The following is a 16,062-nucleotide window of genomic DNA, read 5'->3' as shown; positions in this document are numbered from 1 at the left end:
GGATCGGGGTCTGCTTTTCAGGTCTTTCATTCGGGGCTGATTTTAAACCGGGCCGGCAGCGACATAAAACGGGCAGAATACCAACGGAAGACTTCAGGCTTGCTCCGTCTTGCTTCCGCAACCGTACCGCCGGACCACCTCGGAAAGTCAGGGATCAGAAAACGAAAAGCAGCCTCAGGGGGTTTCTAAATGCGTATAGAGCGGCGGTTCACAGAAGAAAATCAATGTCCCTATGAAGGGATCGACTGGAGACGCGCAGTCAGCGAGATCCGCAACCCGGACGGCTCCGTCGTCTTTCACATGGCAGATGTGGAAGTGCCGGAAGCCTGGAGCCAGGTGGCAACCGACATTATCGCCCAGAAATATTTCCGGAAGGCCGGCGTGCCGCAGGCCTTGAAACCGGTTGAGGAAAACACCGTTCCGTCATGGCTCTGGCGCAAGGAGGCGGACGAAAATGCGCTCGCCGCCCTGCCGGAAGACAAACGCTATGGCAGTGAGCTCAGCGCCAAACAGGTTTTCGACAGGCTGGCCGGAACCTGGACATATTGGGGCTGGAAAGGCGGCTATTTCGACAGCGAAGCCGACGCCCGCACCTTTTTCGATGAAATGCGCTTCATGCTGGCCAAGCAGATGTCCGCGCCCAATTCACCGCAATGGTTCAACACGGGCCTGCACTGGGCCTACGGCATCGATGGCCCGGCTCAGGGACACCATTATGTGGATTTTGAAAACGGCCGGCTGGTAAAATCCAAGAGTGCCTATGAACACCCGCAGCCGCATGCCTGCTTCATCCAGTCCGTCAGCGACGACCTCGTCAATGACGGCGGCATCATGGACCTGTGGACCCGTGAGGCCCGGCTGTTCAAATACGGATCCGGCACCGGCTCGAACTTTTCCAACATTCGCGGCGAAGGGGAGAAACTGTCCGGCGGCGGCAAATCGTCCGGCCTGATGAGTTTCCTGAAAATCGGCGACCGCGCAGCCGGGGCCATCAAATCCGGCGGCACAACGCGGCGGGCGGCGAAAATGGTCGTTGTGGATATCGACCACCCCGATATCGAAGCCTTTATCAATTGGAAGGTGGTGGAAGAACAAAAAGTCGCGGCGCTTGTCTCCGGCTCGAAGCTGAATGAAATCCACCTGAACCGGATCATGAAAGCGGTCCATGACGCCAAGCCGGATCTGGGTGAGGATGCCTTCAACCCCAAGGCAAACAAGCCGCTGAAAAAGGAAATCATCGCCGCACGGAAAGTGATGATTCCGGAGAACTATATTCAGCGTGTCATACAGTTCGCGGAACAGGGATACACGTCCATAGATTTCCGGACCTACAACACGGACTGGGATTCGGAAGCCTATCTCACGGTTTCCGGGCAGAATTCCAACAATTCCATTCGCGTCAGTGACGCGTTCATGCAGGCCGTCAAGGACGGAACAGACTGGACCCTGACAAACCGCATCGACGGGTCGACGTCAAAAACGCTGAACGCGGCCGGGCTTTGGCGCGATGTGGGTCATGCCGCATGGGCGTGCGCAGACCCCGGCATTCAGTTCCATACCACCATCAATGACTGGCACACCTGCCCGGAGTCCGGCGATATCCGCGCTTCCAACCCATGCTCGGAATATATGTTTCTGGACGACACCGCCTGTAATCTGGCCTCGCTCAACCTGATGACATTCAGGACCGAAGACGGTCATTTCGCGGTCGAGAATTTCGAGCATGCTGTCCGGCTGTGGACGATGGTTCTGGAAATCTCGGTCCTGATGGCACAGTTCCCGTCCAAGGAGATTGCCAAACTGTCCTATGAGTACCGCACGCTGGGACTGGGCTATGCCAACATCGGCGGCCTGCTGATGAGCCTGGGCCTGTCCTATGACAGCGATGAGGGCCGGGCCCTGTGCGGCGCCATCACCGCCCTGATGACGGGTGTGTCCTATGCCACCTCGGCGGAGATGGCCGGTGAACTCGGCCCCTTCCCCGGATACAAGAAAAACGCCGAGCATATGTTGCGGGTGATCCGCAACCATCGCCGCGCCGCCCACGGCGAGGCGGACGGTTATGAAAAGCTGCATACCAACCCGGTTCCGCTGGATATCCCGTCCTGCCCCGAAAGCGCCGTTGCCACGGCGGCGGCCAGAGCCTGGGATAACGCCCTGGAGTTGGGACTGAGCCACGGTTACCGCAACGCGCAGGCGTCCGTCATCGCCCCGACCGGCACTATCGGTCTGGTCATGGACTGTGACACCACCGGGATCGAGCCCGATTTTGCCCTGGTGAAATTCAAAAAGCTCGCAGGCGGCGGCTATTTCAAAATCATCAACCGTATCGTGCCGCAATCGCTTGAAGTGCTGGGATATACACCGGTTCAGGTCAAGGCGATCGAAGATTACGCCGTCGGGCACAGCACGCTTAAAGACGCCCCCGGCATCAATCATGCCGCACTGAAGGCGAAAGGCTTCACGGCAAAGGAAATCGAGGCGGTTGAAGAACAGCTTGCCAACGCTTTCGACATCAAATTCGTGTTCAATCAGTGGACGCTCGGTGCTGAATTCTGCAAGGAAACCCTTGGCTTCAGCGATGATCAGCTGAACGATTACAATTTCGACATGCTGGCCGCGCTGGGCTTTTCCAAAAAGCAGGTCGAAGATGCCAATATATTCTGCTGCGGGGCCATGACGCTGGAAGGCGCGCCCCATCTGCGGGAAGAGCACCTGTCCGTTTTCGACTGTGCCAACCCGTGCGGCAAGATCGGCAAACGGTATCTGAGTTGGGAAAGCCATATCCGTATGATGGCGGCGGCGCAGCCTTTCATTTCCGGCGCCATTTCCAAAACCATCAACATGCCGAACAGTGCCGTGGTTGAAGACTGCATGGCGGCCTATGAATTGAGCTGGTCGCTGGCCCTGAAGGCAAATGCCCTGTACCGCGACGGCTCCAAGCTCAGCCAGCCGCTGAACGCCGCCCTGCTCGACGATGATGATCTGAGCGAAGAGCTTGAAGAGAAGACGGTCGCTGAAAAGACGAATATCGTCGCGGAACGGATTGTCGAGCGTATCGTCGAAGTGGAAAGCACCGGCCCGGCCAATCGCAAACGCCTGCCGGAGCGGCGCAAGGGTTATACCCAGAAGGCAATCGTCGGCGGGCACAAGGTGTACCTGCGCACAGGTGAATATGACGATGGATCGCTTGGTGAAATCTTCATCGACATGCACAAGGAAGGTGCTGCCTTCCGCTCGCTGATGAACAATTTTGCCATCGCCATTTCCATCGGCCTGCAATATGGCGTACCGCTTGAGGAATTTGTCGACGCCTTCACCTTCACGCGGTTTGAACCTTTTGGCCGTGTTGAAGGCAACGACACGATCAAAATGGCGACATCGCTCCTGGATTATATCTTCCGTGAACTGGCGATCAGCTATCTTGGCCGCGAAGACCTGTCCCATGCGACGCCCGCGGACCTGATGCCCGACACCACCGGTCGCGGTGACCGCGGCGAGGCCTTGCCGGAAATGGGCGCGGACGTGACGGAAGCCCTTGCCCGTGTGCAGAAACTGGCATCAACCGGCTATGTGCGCGGCAGTAACCTTGTGGTGCTGAAAGGCAAGCAGGACACACCGGTCAAAACCGGGGACACGGCTCTCGAAACGGTTGCCGTGGCCACCGGCACGGAAACCCTGAGCGTCACTGTCGGGTCGGCCATGACGAACGGTGCGACGGATGCAACGGCGGATGCCCGCGCGGCCGCTCGTCTGAAAGGTTATGAAGGGGATGCCTGCGGGGAATGCGGTAATTTCACCCTTGTGCGCAACGGTACCTGTCTGAAGTGCGACACATGCGGTGCGACCAGTGGCTGTAGCTGATACAGCCATGTGACTACGGGTTACCCCACCCACTAACCCGTCCCAGTGGGTGGATCGCCTGGGGAAGGCTCTGTCCTTCCCCAATTTTTTTGTCCTTTATCTTTTATTTTGCCTTTCTTTGCAGCGACTCCATTTACTCATAAGCTGTATTTTTGGTTTGCCGCATGTCTGGTTTTACTAAATCTTTACGCATGTCCGATTAGCTTTGAGACTGATTCTGGCCGAGCAAATATTAGTGTAGACAGTTGTGGTACAGCAGGCAGAGACAGCTGTGACTGAAACGAACGTTTCCTCGATCGCCAAGCATGTGGGAAGCGCACGCACCGTGTCGCGCGTCGTCAATACCAATGCCGTTGTCGAACGCCTGCCGGTCGGCGTGCTGGTCTGCACCCTGTCGGAACGCGGCGGCGTCGAGGCGCTGTTCATCAACCGGTTTGCCCGCGACATTTTCGGGATCGGCACTGATGTCACCCTGCCCTGCACCATCGATGTGCTGTGGAACGGGCAGGACAATCATATCCTTGTCAGCGAAATCCAGGACGTCTTCCGCATGGAACGGCAGTCCAATTTCGAATGGAGCGTCCGCAGCGGCACGATGGAAAGATTTCTTTCCAGCCAGCTCATTCCCCTGACGGACCATGAAGAGCGGGTTCATCAGGTGGTCTGCACCATTGAAGACCAGACCGCGGAAAAGCTTGCCGAACGCAATCTTCTGCATCACGCGTTTCACGATGCGCTCACGGGTCTTCCGAACCGTGTCCTGTTCCGCAACCGGCTGGAGGAAGCCGTCGTCGAATGCGAACGCGACGGTCACCAGAGCGGCTGCGCGGTCCTGATCATCAACATCGACCGTTTCCAGCAGATCAATGAAAGCTTCGGTCATTCGGCGGGCGACCGTTTCCTGGTGGCCATGGCCGCGACGCTCAGGCGCTGCATCCGGTCCTCCGACACCCTGTCGCGTCTATCAGGGGATGAGTTCGCCGTTCTGGTCTCGCGCTGCCATGACCTTGAGGAAGTGACGATGATCGGCGAGCGGATCCATGCCGCCATGCGTCTGCCTTACGATCTTGACGGCAATGAAGTTTTCACATCGGTGTCCATCGGCGTGGCGACCACCCTGTCCAGTTCCACCCACCCGGAAGACCTGATCCGCGATGCCGATTTCGCCATGCACCGCGCCAAGACCAACGGCAAGGCCCGGACAGAAACATATCGCCGGGACACGCATCAGCGCGTCCGCTCGCAATTCCATCTGGAAACCGAACTGCGCCGTGCGGTGGAGCGCGGCGAACTGGACCTGCATTACCAGCCGATCATCGATCTGGAGAAAAACAGCCTGCACGGTTTCGAGGCCCTCGCCCGCTGGCAGCACCGGGACAAAGGTTTTGTATCCCCGCGGGAGTTTATTCCGCTGGCCGAGGAAACAGGGGTCATCGTCGACTTGGGGCGCTGGGCTTTTCAGGCGGCGTGCCACCAGATTCGCGCCTGGCAGGACACATACGGGACGGAAGCAGTGCCCGCCGTCAACGTCAATGTATCCGGTATTCAGTTCGCCCGGGACAATGTGGCGCAAGTGGCCGAAACCGCCCTGCTTGAAGCCGGCATCGCCGGCGAGAAACTGCGGATCGAGCTGACCGAAAGCGCGATCATGTCCAATCCCAGCAGCATTTCCGAGGTGCTGCACCGTCTGAAGCGAATCGGCGTGAAGGTGGCCCTCGACGATTTCGGCACCGGGTACAGCTCGCTCACATATCTGCACCAGTTCCCGATCGATGTGATCAAGATCGACCGCAGCTTCATCAGCCAGCTTCAGCGGGACAATCACCAGTACAAGATTTTGACGATGGTGGCGCTTCTGGCACAAAGCCTGGGCCTGGAAGTGATCGCCGAAGGTCTGGAAGATGCCGACCATCTGGATATGCTGCGCGGTCTGGCGTTCAACTCGGCACAGGGTTTTTATTTTTCCAAACCGGTGACGGCGGAAGATGCAGGACGCATGATCGCAGGGGAAAGTCCCTGGCTGCCGGCCGCGCTGGCCGAATAACCACCGGACATCCTATCCCCACTCCGGCTTGACCCTGACTTAACTCTGGCTTGACTCCGGCGCGACCTTGCCATGATGCGGGCGCATCTGTCTTGGCGCGCCGCTGCCATTCTTCTTGATCAAAATCTGTCAATCCCCAACTATAGGAGGACCGCCAACGCCATATGTTAAGGGGGCTCCATGAGCGACAGCAAACCGACAGAGGATAACAAATCCGAAAAAACCGCCAGCGATACAGCAGCGGCCAAAAAACCGGCCACCTCCCGGAAAAGCACGGCATCCGCAGCCGGCAGCAGCAAAAGCGTTACGACCACGAAAACCGGCACGGCAAAGAAACCCGCGACACCCAGAAAGACAGCGGCGAGCAAGGCCAAGCCCGCCGCCCCGGCCAAAACAGGCGCAACCGGCACGGCTGCCCGTCCGTCTAAAAAAACCGAGGCCGCCGCGCAGGCCGAAGCCGGTGTGCACAAGGCTGAAAGCCTGAAAACCGGGGCGACCAGGCCGTCCTATACGGACGCTGAAAGCCAGAGCAAACCGGACCAGGACACCGCCCCCCGCAGCAGTGCCTCGACAGGACAGGAGGAAGAGCTGTTCAAGGACCTGAAAGACCGGGATTGGAGCGCCGTTTTCAAGCGCGCCATTTTCATGGTGCTGTTCGGCGTGCTCGGATGGTTCTCGATGGTGCTGGGGCTGACACTGGCCGTGATTCACTTTTTCGTCGCCATTCTTCTCGGCAGCAGGGAACCGTCACTGTCCAGGGTGATCGCCGGTCTCGGCCGCTATGTCTCCGACGTGCTCGGCTATCTGAGCTACCGCGAGGAGGAACTGCCCTTCCCCTTCGGCAAGCCCTTTCCCCTGCCTCGGGACGCTGACGACTAAACGCGGTCGACCAAATGCCGGCGGGACGGCGACGAAGGCAGACGCAAACACGGTCCCACCCCTGGCACCGAGGCGGGGGTGGTGGCCAGACTTAATATATGCGGACAGCCTGAAACAGAAATTCCACGGCCGCGCGCAAAACGATCACGGCCACAATGGCGGTAAACAGGGCTTTCAGAAAATCGACCATCTATCTTTCTTACCAGCGCGCCATACTCGGTGCCAAGTCCGCCGTTTTCCTGGACCGATCAGGCGCTGTCAGTCGACCAGTTCGGTCGGCGGCTTCAGAAGACGCATCTGATCGACGACACGGCGGGCGGTGTCCGGAAAATCGGCAAAAATACCGTCCGCGCCCAAGGCCAGTATCGCTTTCAGTTCCTGCTGCACGTCGGCGAACCCGGGCGCCACATCATCATCCCGCAGTGTCCAGACATGAACCGGCAGGCCCAGAGCGTGCATCCGGCCGATGAAATCCGTCGTCCGCCCCTTTCCATCAATCAGCAGCCCCTTGGAAACGCCCAGACCGTCCACCCGGCCGATGAACGGATCGAGGTCCAGATTGGGGACTGTCTGCCCTGTCCGGCGGTCTTTCGTCTCATAAAGCAAGAGAATACGCGGCACCCTGACCCTGCCCTGCAAGGACAGCAGAAAACCACCGTCAAAACATTGGAAAAAGACAGGAATGCCCTCCTCGTCCAGACGATTCAGGACCGGCACCAGGACGCCGGCGGGCTCCAGCCCCATGGCAGCAAACAGGTCGGGACGCTTCATTTCCGGATACAGGCCCACAGGGTGCCCCCCGCCACGGCTGTCCCGTACCAGGGCAATCACCTCATCGAATGTGGGAATTGTCTCCACACCGTCATACACCGTGCTACGGCCCTTGCGGGGTTGGCGCGCCCGCAGGGTTTTCAGTTCAGCCAGGGTGAAATCGAACACGAACCAGTCGGTCCGGCCATCCAATGTCCGGCGCCGGTCGGCAAAAACGGGGTGATCCGCCACATCCGTCGTGGTGGACAGGTACACATCATGCCGCGCCACCAGATGGCCGTCCTTTGTCATCACCAGATCGGGCTCGATATAGTCGGCGCCCTGTTCGATGGCCAGCGCGTAGGCGCTGAGCGTATGCTCGGGCCGGTACCCGCTGGCACCGCGATGGGCAATGACAAGCGGGGCGCCGTCCCTTGCGGTTTCGCCTCCGGCACCGCTCTCCGCCAGGACCGGCCCGCCCGAAACGGTGGCAACCGCGGACAAAAAAACCGGCAGGATCGTCAGGACCGCCCTGATGGCACCTTCCCAAAGGGGCCGAAGACGGACGCGACCGACAATCGCCCCTGTCACAATGGCAAGTGTCACGATGGCAAGACTCATTCCTGTATGCTCCCGCATGTTATGTGCCCGGTTACAAGGCCACTTGACCGGATCGTACCAACACGGTCAACTGTCGGGTATGGACCCGATGCTGCTGATTTTTTCCGTGGCCGCGATTGCCTTGCTGTCATGGCTTGCCGGACGGCTGTACCCGGTACAGGACGGCCTGACGGACGAACGCGTACACCGCAATATGGTGCGCACCTTTCCGGGTGAGTCCGTCACCGGGATTCTGGTGGACACAGCACGGCGCGTTGCCCTTGTCAGGCTGGACGGAACAGCGGAGCGGCTTGGCCTGGTCACACAGCCGCGCGACCGTATAGTCTGCCGCGTGCTCGCCCGGGGCGATATCGACCATGTGGTGCCGACAAAGGGGGGCTTGCGACTGACACTGGACGATTTCACGCAACCCGCCATCACGTTCACGGCGGACGATGCCCTGCGGGCATCTGCCCTGGGTTGGCTGGCAGCGGTGACGGATGCGAATCAGGGGGCCCAAGACCAGCGCGAAAATCCCGGCAGCGGGCCCGCCGTCACCGTCCCTTCACAGCACAAGGACAGCAGCCATGTTGCTTGACCTACCCCAGCCGACGGACCTGGCGGTTCCCGCTTTCGTCATTCTGGTGCTGGCCGAAATGCTGTATGGCTGGAAAACCGGCAGGGCCCGCTTTGAAGGGTTGGACACCGCCACATCGCTGATCATGGGGATCGGCAATGTGGTGTCCGGGCTGATCTTCGCCGGGGCTTTCCTCACCCTGTCCTATTGGATCTGGGAAAATTTCCGGATTTTCGATCTTGGGGCAGGCGTGCTTGTGTTCGTGGCTGCTTTTGTACTGGATGATCTGGCCTATTACTGGATTCATCGCTTCGGTCATCGCATGCGCTGGATGTGGGCGGCCCATGTGATCCACCATTCCAGCCAACACTACAATCTGACGACGGCCCTGCGCCAGACATGGACCGGCAAGCTGACGCCCGGCCTCATATTCCGCTGGCCGCTCTTCATACTGGGTTTTGAACCGGCCATCGTCTTTTTCTGCACCGGCTTGAATCTGGTCTATCAATTCTGGATTCATACGGAAGTCATCGACCGCATGCCGCGCTGGTTCGAAGCGGTTTTCAACACCCCCAGTCACCACCGTGTCCATCATGCGACCAATCCAAAATATCTGGACGCCAATTACGCGGGTGTTTTCATCATATGGGACAAGATGTTCGGAACCTTCGTCGCCGAGGATGCGCGGGAAAAATGCCGATACGGCCTGGTGCGCGACCTTGGCACATACAATCCCTTACGCGTCGCTTTCCATGAATGGATCGGCATCGTGCAGGATCTTTGGCATGCCAGAAGCTGGAAAGACCGCGCCTTGTTTCTCCTCGCACCGCCTGGCTGGTCCCCGGACGGCAGCCGCCTGACAAGTGACATGATCAAGGCCCGCTGGCGTGCGGCGCAACAGGCCCGGGCCGGGGACTCGGCCTTGCCGGACACGGCACCGTCGGAGGCGCGGGAAAAAACCGGCCCATTTGCCGCCGAATAATCTTTTCTATTCCGGCATATCGGTCGATTGCCGACGATTGCGGCGCCGCGCCAGCCGGTCCACGAAAATGGCCAGTCCCGCCCCGGCCAGCCCGCCGAGAATCGCGGTAATGCTGGGCGCAAGCGGCAGCCATGATCCGCTGACGGCACCTGCAATCAAACCGAGAAAAACAAAAAAACCGATCCTCGTTCCCATTCCTGTTTCCTTCACGCATTGGTGCATTGCAGCAGAAAGGCGTTTGCGCCATCTTGACCAACCCCGGCAACCGCCCACATAAGACGAATGGAGCCTTGCCAACAAGGGGCAATCTGCCCCATTTTCCGGCTTAAGGCGGGAGAGCAGCGGTTAAACCTAACCGTCCCGGACACTAGTCGTCCGGGTGCGGCGCATACAGTCAGATCCACATTTAGCTCTTAAAGGAGAGATCAGAGATGTCACAGGATCCAGTCGTCATTGTTGGCATGGCCCGCACGCCCATGGGGGGCCTTTTAGGAGACCTGGCCAGCGTCCCGGCCGCGGAACTGGGCGCGACCGCCATCACCGCCGCCCTTGAAAACGCCGGCGTGGAAGGCAAAGCGGTCGACGAAACCATCATGGGCTGTGTTCTGCCCGCCGGTCAGGGACAGGCACCGGCCCGGCAGGCCATGCGTTCCGCCGGTCTGCCCGACGAAACGGGGGCCGTGACGATCAATAAAATGTGCGGCTCCGGCATGAAGGCGATGATGCAGGCGCATGATTCTCTCTTCGCGGGATCGGCTGACGTGATCGTCGCCGGCGGGATGGAAAGCATGACCCGCGCGCCGCACCTGCTGCCGTCCGGCAGAACCGGACACAAATACGGCGATGTGGCCCTCCAGGACCATATGGCCCTGGACGGTCTGACCGACGCCTATGAAGGTCAGCCCATGGGGATGTTCGCCGAACTGTGCGCCGAGAAATACCAGTTTACCCGGGAACAGCAGGATGCCTATGCCATCGAATCCCTGAACCGGGCCAAGCGCGCCATAGAAGACGGCGATTTCGACACCGAAGTGACCCCCGTCACCATCAAGACCCGCAAGGGCGAGATTCAGGTCAGTGTGGATGAACAGCCCGGCAAAGCCATGCCGGAAAAAATTCCGAACCTGCGTCCGGCCTTCAAAAAGGACGGGACGGTCACGGCCGCCAATGCCAGCTCCATCTCCGACGGTGCCGCCGCGCTTGTCATGATGCGGGAGAGCGAGGCGGAAAAGCGCGGCTTGGAACCTCTCGCCTATATTCGCGGTCAGGGCAGCAACAGCCAGGCGCCCGAATGGTTCACCACGGCACCGGTGAAAGCGATCGAGCGGGCGATGGACCGTGCGGGCTGGAACAAGGATGACGTCGACCTGTTCGAAATCAACGAGGCTTTTGCAGTTGTCCCCATGGCCGCGATGCAGGAACTTGGCCTTGACCACGGCAAGGTCAATGTCAATGGCGGCGCCTGCGCCCTCGGCCACCCCATCGGGGCATCCGGCGCGCGTATCTGTGTGACGCTGATCAATGCCCTTCGCAAACGCGGCCTGAAAAAGGGCGTGGCCAGCCTGTGCATCGGCGGCGGCGAAGGCACGGCCGTTGCCATTGAACTGGCCAACTGAACACACTGTCATAAAGAGACCTCCATGCAGCTGAGCGAAGAACAGCGCATGGTGCGGGACATGGCCCGGTCCTTCGTCAAGGACCGGGTCGCACCATATGCGCAGGACTGGGAAAAACAGGGGTGCTTCCCTGACGACATTCTGTCCGAGATGGGCACCCTGGGGCTGATGGGCATGACCATCCCCACCGAGTGGGACGGGGCCGGAACCGACTATATATCCTATGCACTGGCCTTGATGGAAATCGCCGCCGGAGACGGCGGCCTGTCCACCCTGATGAGTGTGACAAACGCCCCCGTCGGCGCCGCGATCCTGCAACAGGGCACGGATGCGCAAAAGGACCGCTTCCTGCGCCCGCTGGCCAGGGGCGAGATCATTGGCGCCTTCTGCCTCACGGAACCGCAAGCCGGCTCGGACGCCGCCGCACTGAAAACGAAGGCTGTGCGCACCAACAGCGGCTGGGTGCTGAACGGCACCAAACAATTCATCACATCCGGCAAGGTCGGCGGCGTTGCCATTGTGTTCGCGGTCACCGACCCGGCCGCCGGCAAACGCGGAATCTCGGCCTTTGTGGTGCCCACGGACACGCCGGGATACACCGTCGCCCGCATTGAGGACAAGCTGGGGCAAAAGGCCTCCGACACCGCGCAGATCGTTTTCGACGATATGGCTGTCGACAGCAGCCTGCTTCTCGGCGCGGAAAATGACGGATACAGAATAGCCCTCGCCAACCTGGAAACGGGGCGGATCGGCATCGCGGCCCAGGCCGTCGGCATGGCGCGTGCCGCGTTTGACTATGCGCGCCTTTATGCCAGGGAACGGCAAAGCTTCAACCAGCCGATCATTGCCCATCAGGCCGTCGGGTTCCGGCTTGCCGACATGGCCACCAGGCTTCAGGCCGCCGAACTGATGGTCCTCGATGCCGCAGCCCGCAAGGACCGGGGCGAGCCCTGCCTGACAGAGGCCTGCATGGCCAAACTTTATGCCAGCGAAGTCGCCGAGGAAATCTGCTCCGCCGCCATCCAGACACTGGGCGGCTATGGCTATCTATCGGAATATCCGGTGGAAAAAATCTACCGCGATGTGCGTGTCTGCCAGATTTACGAGGGCACGTCGGATATTCAGCGGCTGCTGATCCAACGCGCCCTGATGGCGGATTGACGCATAACAGCGCCCGTCCGCGCTAGAAGCTGAAAAAGACCGAAACGGTCCCGACGGTGGCATCCCTGTCATCACCCACGGCATAATACTGGGCGCTGGCACGCGCACCCATGAAGGGCAGGAACATATATTCGACCCCACCTTCAAAAGCGGCGCCGCCAAAGGAATTGTCCTCGCCCTCATCCGTTTCGGTCTGTACCGAGCCATAGCCGATACCGCCATAAAACAGCACCCTGTTGTCGGGCGTATAACCGACCTTGCCCATGATGCTTGCGAAACCGTCAAAAAGATCCAGAAAGGGTTCGCCATCGGCATCGCCGGCCGCACCGGCAAGGCCTTCCACCCCGTAGACAAGGCCGTTTTTCTCCTGGCGGCGTATGCCGATAAGGAAAGACGCCTGTCCGGTTGACTCAGCATTTTCAAAGTCGGCGAACCCGCCGCCCACCCCCAGATAGATGCCGCTGAACCGCGGGCTTTCTTCCCGCGACTGAGTGGACGCCACGGATCCGGTTTGCTCGGACCGCTGCTGTGCAGCGGCCGGCAGTGCCGCCAGAACCGCAATACACATTCCGATGGGAACGAAAGACTGAAAAGACATAACGGCGATCTCCCCTGAAGATTTTTTAAGCAACGCATTAAATTTGTTGCACTTTTAGTATGATCGTAAAAACCGGTAAATAACCGCCGCGACGGATGCAACATCAAACAGGTCATATATTTCCTGAAACCGCCCGAAACGGCATCACATTTAGGAGAGGACGCTGACAGAAAAGATTTTTACACGCCTAAAGAGACTATCGCTTCATCCCTTACCCGCCTTATTGCCGGATAAACCCTTTTGCCTAGCGAAGTTCAGTATCGGATAAACCATTGTCGCGCTGCCGGTCCTGCGGTGTTTTTCCTATACTCATACGCTTTGCCGCAACACATCGCACACCCACCGGAGGAATGACCTTGATACAGACGCTCCGCGCCCTTGCTGGCGCTTTCGCTCTTGCCGGCACCGTCATCGCCGCCACTTTGTCCACGGCATACGGTGCCGACGATGCCGGGGCGGTACCCCGCGAAAAAATGGCCGCATTCGCGGCCATGGCCGGCACCTGGACGACGCGCAGCCGGTTCACACCCGACAAGGGCCTCACCTGGCAGGAGGGGCCACCGGAAACCGTTGACGTATCACTGCGCCAGCGCGGTCTCGCTCTTTATGAACGTCCGCGCACGCCGGACGGGCCCGGTTTTCATGTTGAAAGCCACCTGACATGGGATCAGTACAGAAATGTCTACCGCCTTGCCGCGATCGATGACAATTGGGGCCTGATGGACATCTATGAAGGCATGCTGGACGGCAACCGCCTGATCCTGACCAACCTTAAAAGCGGCACGGGGTTCCCGACAGAAGACGGCGGCATGTTGAATTTTCGCCTGACCTATACAGTGGACCGCGATATGCGGACCATGACCGTCGAGGCCAGCAGCGATGCCGGCGCCAACTGGTTTGACTATTATCATATATCCTATGAACGTGTTGAGAGTTGAGGGCCTGTTGTATCGCCGCAATGGCCGGCGTCGAGCGCTATAACCCGCTCGTGATCCCTACGGCGGTATCGCTGTCATGGGCCAAACCGGTATTGGCATCGTGAATGCGGATCACATCGGCAAATTCGCGCCGGCCCACATCACGGATCAGGCCGGCGACCTCCCTGTACAGCCGGCTGTTGGGCGCGTGGCTGCGCCATGCCAGTCCCACGGTGCGCAGGGTCGTGTCCGCCTCCAGTTCCAGCACGGCGACCTCGCTTTTGCGCGGTGAAATTTCCGACCGCACATACAATGCCGGCAAAAACGCGATCCCCATGCCCATGCCGACCATCTGACGCAGTGTATCCAGGCTGGTGCCTTCATAATCACGCCTGAGATTGGCGCCAAGCCGTTCACTCAGGGCACGTGCCTGACCATACAGATGGTGTTTTTCCTCCAGCGCCAGAATCGTCTCGCCCTGAAGGTCCTCGGCTTTCAGGCTCTTTTTACTGGCGAAGGGGTGATCTTCCGGCACCACGACACGCAGGGATTCTTCAAACAGACGGTCCACCACCACACCGCCGGCTGTGACCGGCAGCGGTGTCAGAATGAAATCGTGACGGCCTTCCATCAGTTCCAGTTCCAGTTCACGGGGTGCGCTTTCCCGCACATACAGTTTCAGCGCCGGATAGCGCCGGTGCAATTCGGGCACCAGATTGGGCAGAAAATAAGGTCCCAGCGTCGGCGGTACGCCCAGGCGGTGTGTCCCGCTCGGTCCCTGACGCGACACATCGGCGGCGTCGATCAGCGCCTCCACCTCCGATAAAACGCGGCGGGCCCTGGGAACCATGTCACGACCGATGGGTGTCGGTGACGTCCCCCCGCGCGAACGTTCCAGAAGCCGTACACCCAGCGCCGTTTCAAGGCCGGCAATCTGCGCCGTCAATGTCGGCTGGCTCACACCCATGCGTTCCGCCGCCCGACGGTAACTGCCGGCCTCGCAAACACCGAGAAAATAGCGCAGTTGTTTGATCGTCGGACGATTGCGTTTCATCCTGCCCTCCACTGATAGATAAATCCTATCGTTATTTCTATGCTTCTTCAATTGTCTGATCGTGTAAAAAAGTGCATTTATATATTCAATAGGTGTTATTGCGCTTTCCAATAGCGTGGAGAGGTATGGGGTTTGTGCCTCCGCACCAAAAAACGGGAACACAAACCCCACGGGCCCCGGGGCATTTCAAGGGCCTGACCCGCAATGAAAGCCAACCGGCATTCCCGCCGGTCACGGCAGCAGCAGGAGGGGTATGTGCGTAAACTGCTAAAAGGGGTTAAACGCTTTCAGGAAGAGGTCTTTCCTGAAAGGGAGGGCCTGTTTCAGGAATTGGCGTGCGGTCAGTCACCGCGCATTCTTTTCATCACCTGTGCCGACTCCCGCATAGATCCCAATCTGATCACACAGGCCGAACCGGGCGAGCTGTTTATCTGCCGCAATGCCGGAAATATCGTACCGCCGCATATGGATACGACCGGCGGTATGACCGCATCCATCGAATATGCGGTGGCCGCCCTGGGCGTACGCCATATCGTCATATGCGGACACAGTGACTGCGGCGCCATGAAAGCGGCCCTGCAACCCGAAAGCCTCGTTGACTTTCCCCATGTCAAGGACTGGCTCGGCCATACCAGCAGCGCCGTCCGCGTTCTGAAGGAAAAATATCCCGGCAAATCGAACAGCCAGTTGCTGGACCCGCTTATTCAGGAAAACGTCCTTCAGCAGATGATGCATATCCGCACGCACCCTTATGTGGCGGCCAAGCTGGCCACGAATAAAATCAAGCTTCACGGCTGGGTGTACGACATCAAGACCGGCAGTGTTTTCGCGCACAATCCGGCAAACGGCATTTTCGAGGATGTGCGTGTCGATCTCCCGGATGAGATCGCCAGCAGGCTGGCCCATGACCATTCGCATGACCATTCCCACGATGGCGGGCATGACACGGTCGACCCCGCGATGCCTCAAGGCTCGCATACATTTGCAGCGGAATAGGACAGAACGCGGCACAACGGATCA

13 protein-coding genes are annotated in these 16,062 nt (G+C 59.4%); 9 read left to right on the top strand and 4 right to left on the bottom strand.

Annotated elements, in window-relative coordinates:
• Positions 1 to 189 precede the first annotated feature (189 nt).
• From BXY39_RS05755 to BXY39_RS05745, 3 genes are all read left to right on the top strand, one after another.
• A complete protein-coding gene (locus BXY39_RS05755; protein WP_121937903.1) occupies positions 190 to 3,864 on the top strand; it encodes a vitamin B12-dependent ribonucleotide reductase in 3,675 nt (1,224 codons plus the stop codon).
• Between the two features lie 271 nt (positions 3,865 to 4,135).
• On the top strand, positions 4,136 to 5,908 hold the full coding sequence (locus BXY39_RS05750; protein WP_121937902.1) for a putative bifunctional diguanylate cyclase/phosphodiesterase: 1,773 nt from the start codon (positions 4,136 to 4,138) through the stop codon (positions 5,906 to 5,908).
• A 180-nt stretch (positions 5,909 to 6,088) separates the two neighbouring features.
• Positions 6,089 to 6,787 carry a DUF4389 domain-containing protein gene (locus BXY39_RS05745; protein ID WP_121937901.1) on the top strand — a complete coding sequence of 233 codons (699 nt, stop codon included), beginning with the start codon at positions 6,089 to 6,091 and terminating at the stop codon, positions 6,785 to 6,787.
• Between the two features lie 258 nt (positions 6,788 to 7,045).
• Here BXY39_RS05745 and BXY39_RS05740 read toward each other — a convergent pair whose 3' ends face one another.
• Positions 7,046 to 8,158 (bottom strand): glycerophosphodiester phosphodiesterase family protein, encoded by a 1,113-nt coding sequence (locus BXY39_RS05740; RefSeq protein ID WP_170163655.1) that lies wholly within the window; start codon positions 8,156 to 8,158, stop codon positions 7,046 to 7,048.
• An 88-nt stretch (positions 8,159 to 8,246) separates the two neighbouring features.
• On the opposite strand from BXY39_RS05740, the gene BXY39_RS05735 reads away from it, so the two are divergent.
• Both BXY39_RS05735 and BXY39_RS05730 read left to right on the top strand, forming a co-directional pair.
• Entirely contained in the window at positions 8,247 to 8,735 is a 489-nt protein-coding gene (locus BXY39_RS05735) for a hypothetical protein (RefSeq protein ID WP_147453484.1), read from the top strand.
• Positions 8,725 to 9,696: a sterol desaturase family protein gene (locus BXY39_RS05730; protein WP_121937898.1), complete on the top strand. Its 972-nt coding sequence runs from the start codon at positions 8,725 to 8,727 to the stop codon at positions 9,694 to 9,696. The genes BXY39_RS05735 and BXY39_RS05730 overlap by 11 nt, the downstream gene beginning before the upstream one ends.
• A 6-nt stretch (positions 9,697 to 9,702) precedes the next feature.
• Here the strand turns inward: BXY39_RS05730 and BXY39_RS05725 are convergent, their stop codons facing one another.
• Positions 9,703 to 9,891: a hypothetical protein gene (locus BXY39_RS05725; RefSeq protein ID WP_121937897.1), complete on the bottom strand. Its 189-nt coding sequence runs from the start codon at positions 9,889 to 9,891 to the stop codon at positions 9,703 to 9,705.
• A 236-nt stretch (positions 9,892 to 10,127) separates the two neighbouring features.
• On the opposite strand from BXY39_RS05725, the gene BXY39_RS05720 reads away from it, so the two are divergent.
• Both BXY39_RS05720 and BXY39_RS05715 read left to right on the top strand, forming a co-directional pair.
• Positions 10,128 to 11,312 carry a thiolase family protein gene (locus BXY39_RS05720; RefSeq protein ID WP_121937896.1) on the top strand — a complete coding sequence of 395 codons (1,185 nt, stop codon included), beginning with the start codon at positions 10,128 to 10,130 and terminating at the stop codon, positions 11,310 to 11,312.
• Between the two features lie 24 nt (positions 11,313 to 11,336).
• A complete protein-coding gene (locus BXY39_RS05715; protein WP_121937895.1) occupies positions 11,337 to 12,473 on the top strand; it encodes an acyl-CoA dehydrogenase family protein in 1,137 nt (378 codons plus the stop codon).
• Between the two features lie 22 nt (positions 12,474 to 12,495).
• Here the strand turns inward: BXY39_RS05715 and BXY39_RS05710 are convergent, their stop codons facing one another.
• Positions 12,496 to 13,071 carry an outer membrane protein gene (locus BXY39_RS05710; protein WP_121937894.1) on the bottom strand — a complete coding sequence of 192 codons (576 nt, stop codon included), beginning with the start codon at positions 13,069 to 13,071 and terminating at the stop codon, positions 12,496 to 12,498.
• Between the two features lie 350 nt (positions 13,072 to 13,421).
• Here BXY39_RS05710 and BXY39_RS05705 point away from each other — a divergent pair, with 350 nt between their 5' ends.
• The gene (locus BXY39_RS05705; protein WP_121937893.1) at positions 13,422 to 14,009 is read left to right on the top strand and encodes a DUF1579 family protein; all 588 of its coding nucleotides are present in this window, start codon (positions 13,422 to 13,424) and stop codon (positions 14,007 to 14,009) included.
• A 37-nt stretch (positions 14,010 to 14,046) separates the two neighbouring features.
• Here the strand turns inward: BXY39_RS05705 and BXY39_RS05700 are convergent, their stop codons facing one another.
• The gene (locus BXY39_RS05700; RefSeq protein ID WP_121937892.1) at positions 14,047 to 15,042 is read right to left on the bottom strand and encodes a hydrogen peroxide-inducible genes activator; all 996 of its coding nucleotides are present in this window, start codon (positions 15,040 to 15,042) and stop codon (positions 14,047 to 14,049) included.
• A 255-nt stretch (positions 15,043 to 15,297) separates the two neighbouring features.
• On the opposite strand from BXY39_RS05700, the gene BXY39_RS05695 reads away from it, so the two are divergent.
• A complete protein-coding gene (locus BXY39_RS05695; RefSeq protein WP_121938368.1) occupies positions 15,298 to 16,038 on the top strand; it encodes a carbonic anhydrase in 741 nt (246 codons plus the stop codon).
• Positions 16,039 to 16,062: the final 24 nt, after the last annotated feature.

Origin of the sequence: Eilatimonas milleporae, assembly GCF_003688555.1 — a bacterium.
GTDB classification, from domain to species: domain Bacteria; phylum Pseudomonadota; class Alphaproteobacteria; order Sphingomonadales; family Kordiimonadaceae; genus Eilatimonas; species Eilatimonas milleporae.
This window is presented reverse-complemented; position numbering and strand designations above follow the sequence as displayed.

What these genes read in the sequence shown, in the direction of transcription:
- BXY39_RS05755 (WP_121937903.1), top strand. Translation starts at nt 190, where the DNA reads ATGCGTATAGAGCGGCGGTTCACAGAAGAAAATCAATGTCCCTATGAA.
- BXY39_RS05745 (WP_121937901.1), top strand. Translation starts at nt 6,089, where the DNA reads ATGAGCGACAGCAAACCGACAGAGGATAACAAATCCGAAAAAACCGCC.
- BXY39_RS05740 (WP_170163655.1), bottom strand. Translation starts at nt 8,158, where the DNA reads ATGAGTCTTGCCATCGTGACACTTGCCATTGTGACAGGGGCGATTGTC.
- BXY39_RS05735 (WP_147453484.1), top strand. Translation starts at nt 8,247, where the DNA reads ATGCTGCTGATTTTTTCCGTGGCCGCGATTGCCTTGCTGTCATGGCTT.
- BXY39_RS05730 (WP_121937898.1), top strand. Translation starts at nt 8,725, where the DNA reads ATGTTGCTTGACCTACCCCAGCCGACGGACCTGGCGGTTCCCGCTTTC.
- BXY39_RS05725 (WP_121937897.1), bottom strand. Translation starts at nt 9,891, where the DNA reads ATGGGAACGAGGATCGGTTTTTTTGTTTTTCTCGGTTTGATTGCAGGT.
- BXY39_RS05720 (WP_121937896.1), top strand. Translation starts at nt 10,128, where the DNA reads ATGTCACAGGATCCAGTCGTCATTGTTGGCATGGCCCGCACGCCCATG.
- BXY39_RS05715 (WP_121937895.1), top strand. Translation starts at nt 11,337, where the DNA reads ATGCAGCTGAGCGAAGAACAGCGCATGGTGCGGGACATGGCCCGGTCC.
- BXY39_RS05710 (WP_121937894.1), bottom strand. Translation starts at nt 13,071, where the DNA reads ATGTCTTTTCAGTCTTTCGTTCCCATCGGAATGTGTATTGCGGTTCTG.
- BXY39_RS05705 (WP_121937893.1), top strand. Translation starts at nt 13,422, where the DNA reads ATGACCTTGATACAGACGCTCCGCGCCCTTGCTGGCGCTTTCGCTCTT.
- BXY39_RS05700 (WP_121937892.1), bottom strand. Translation starts at nt 15,042, where the DNA reads ATGAAACGCAATCGTCCGACGATCAAACAACTGCGCTATTTTCTCGGT.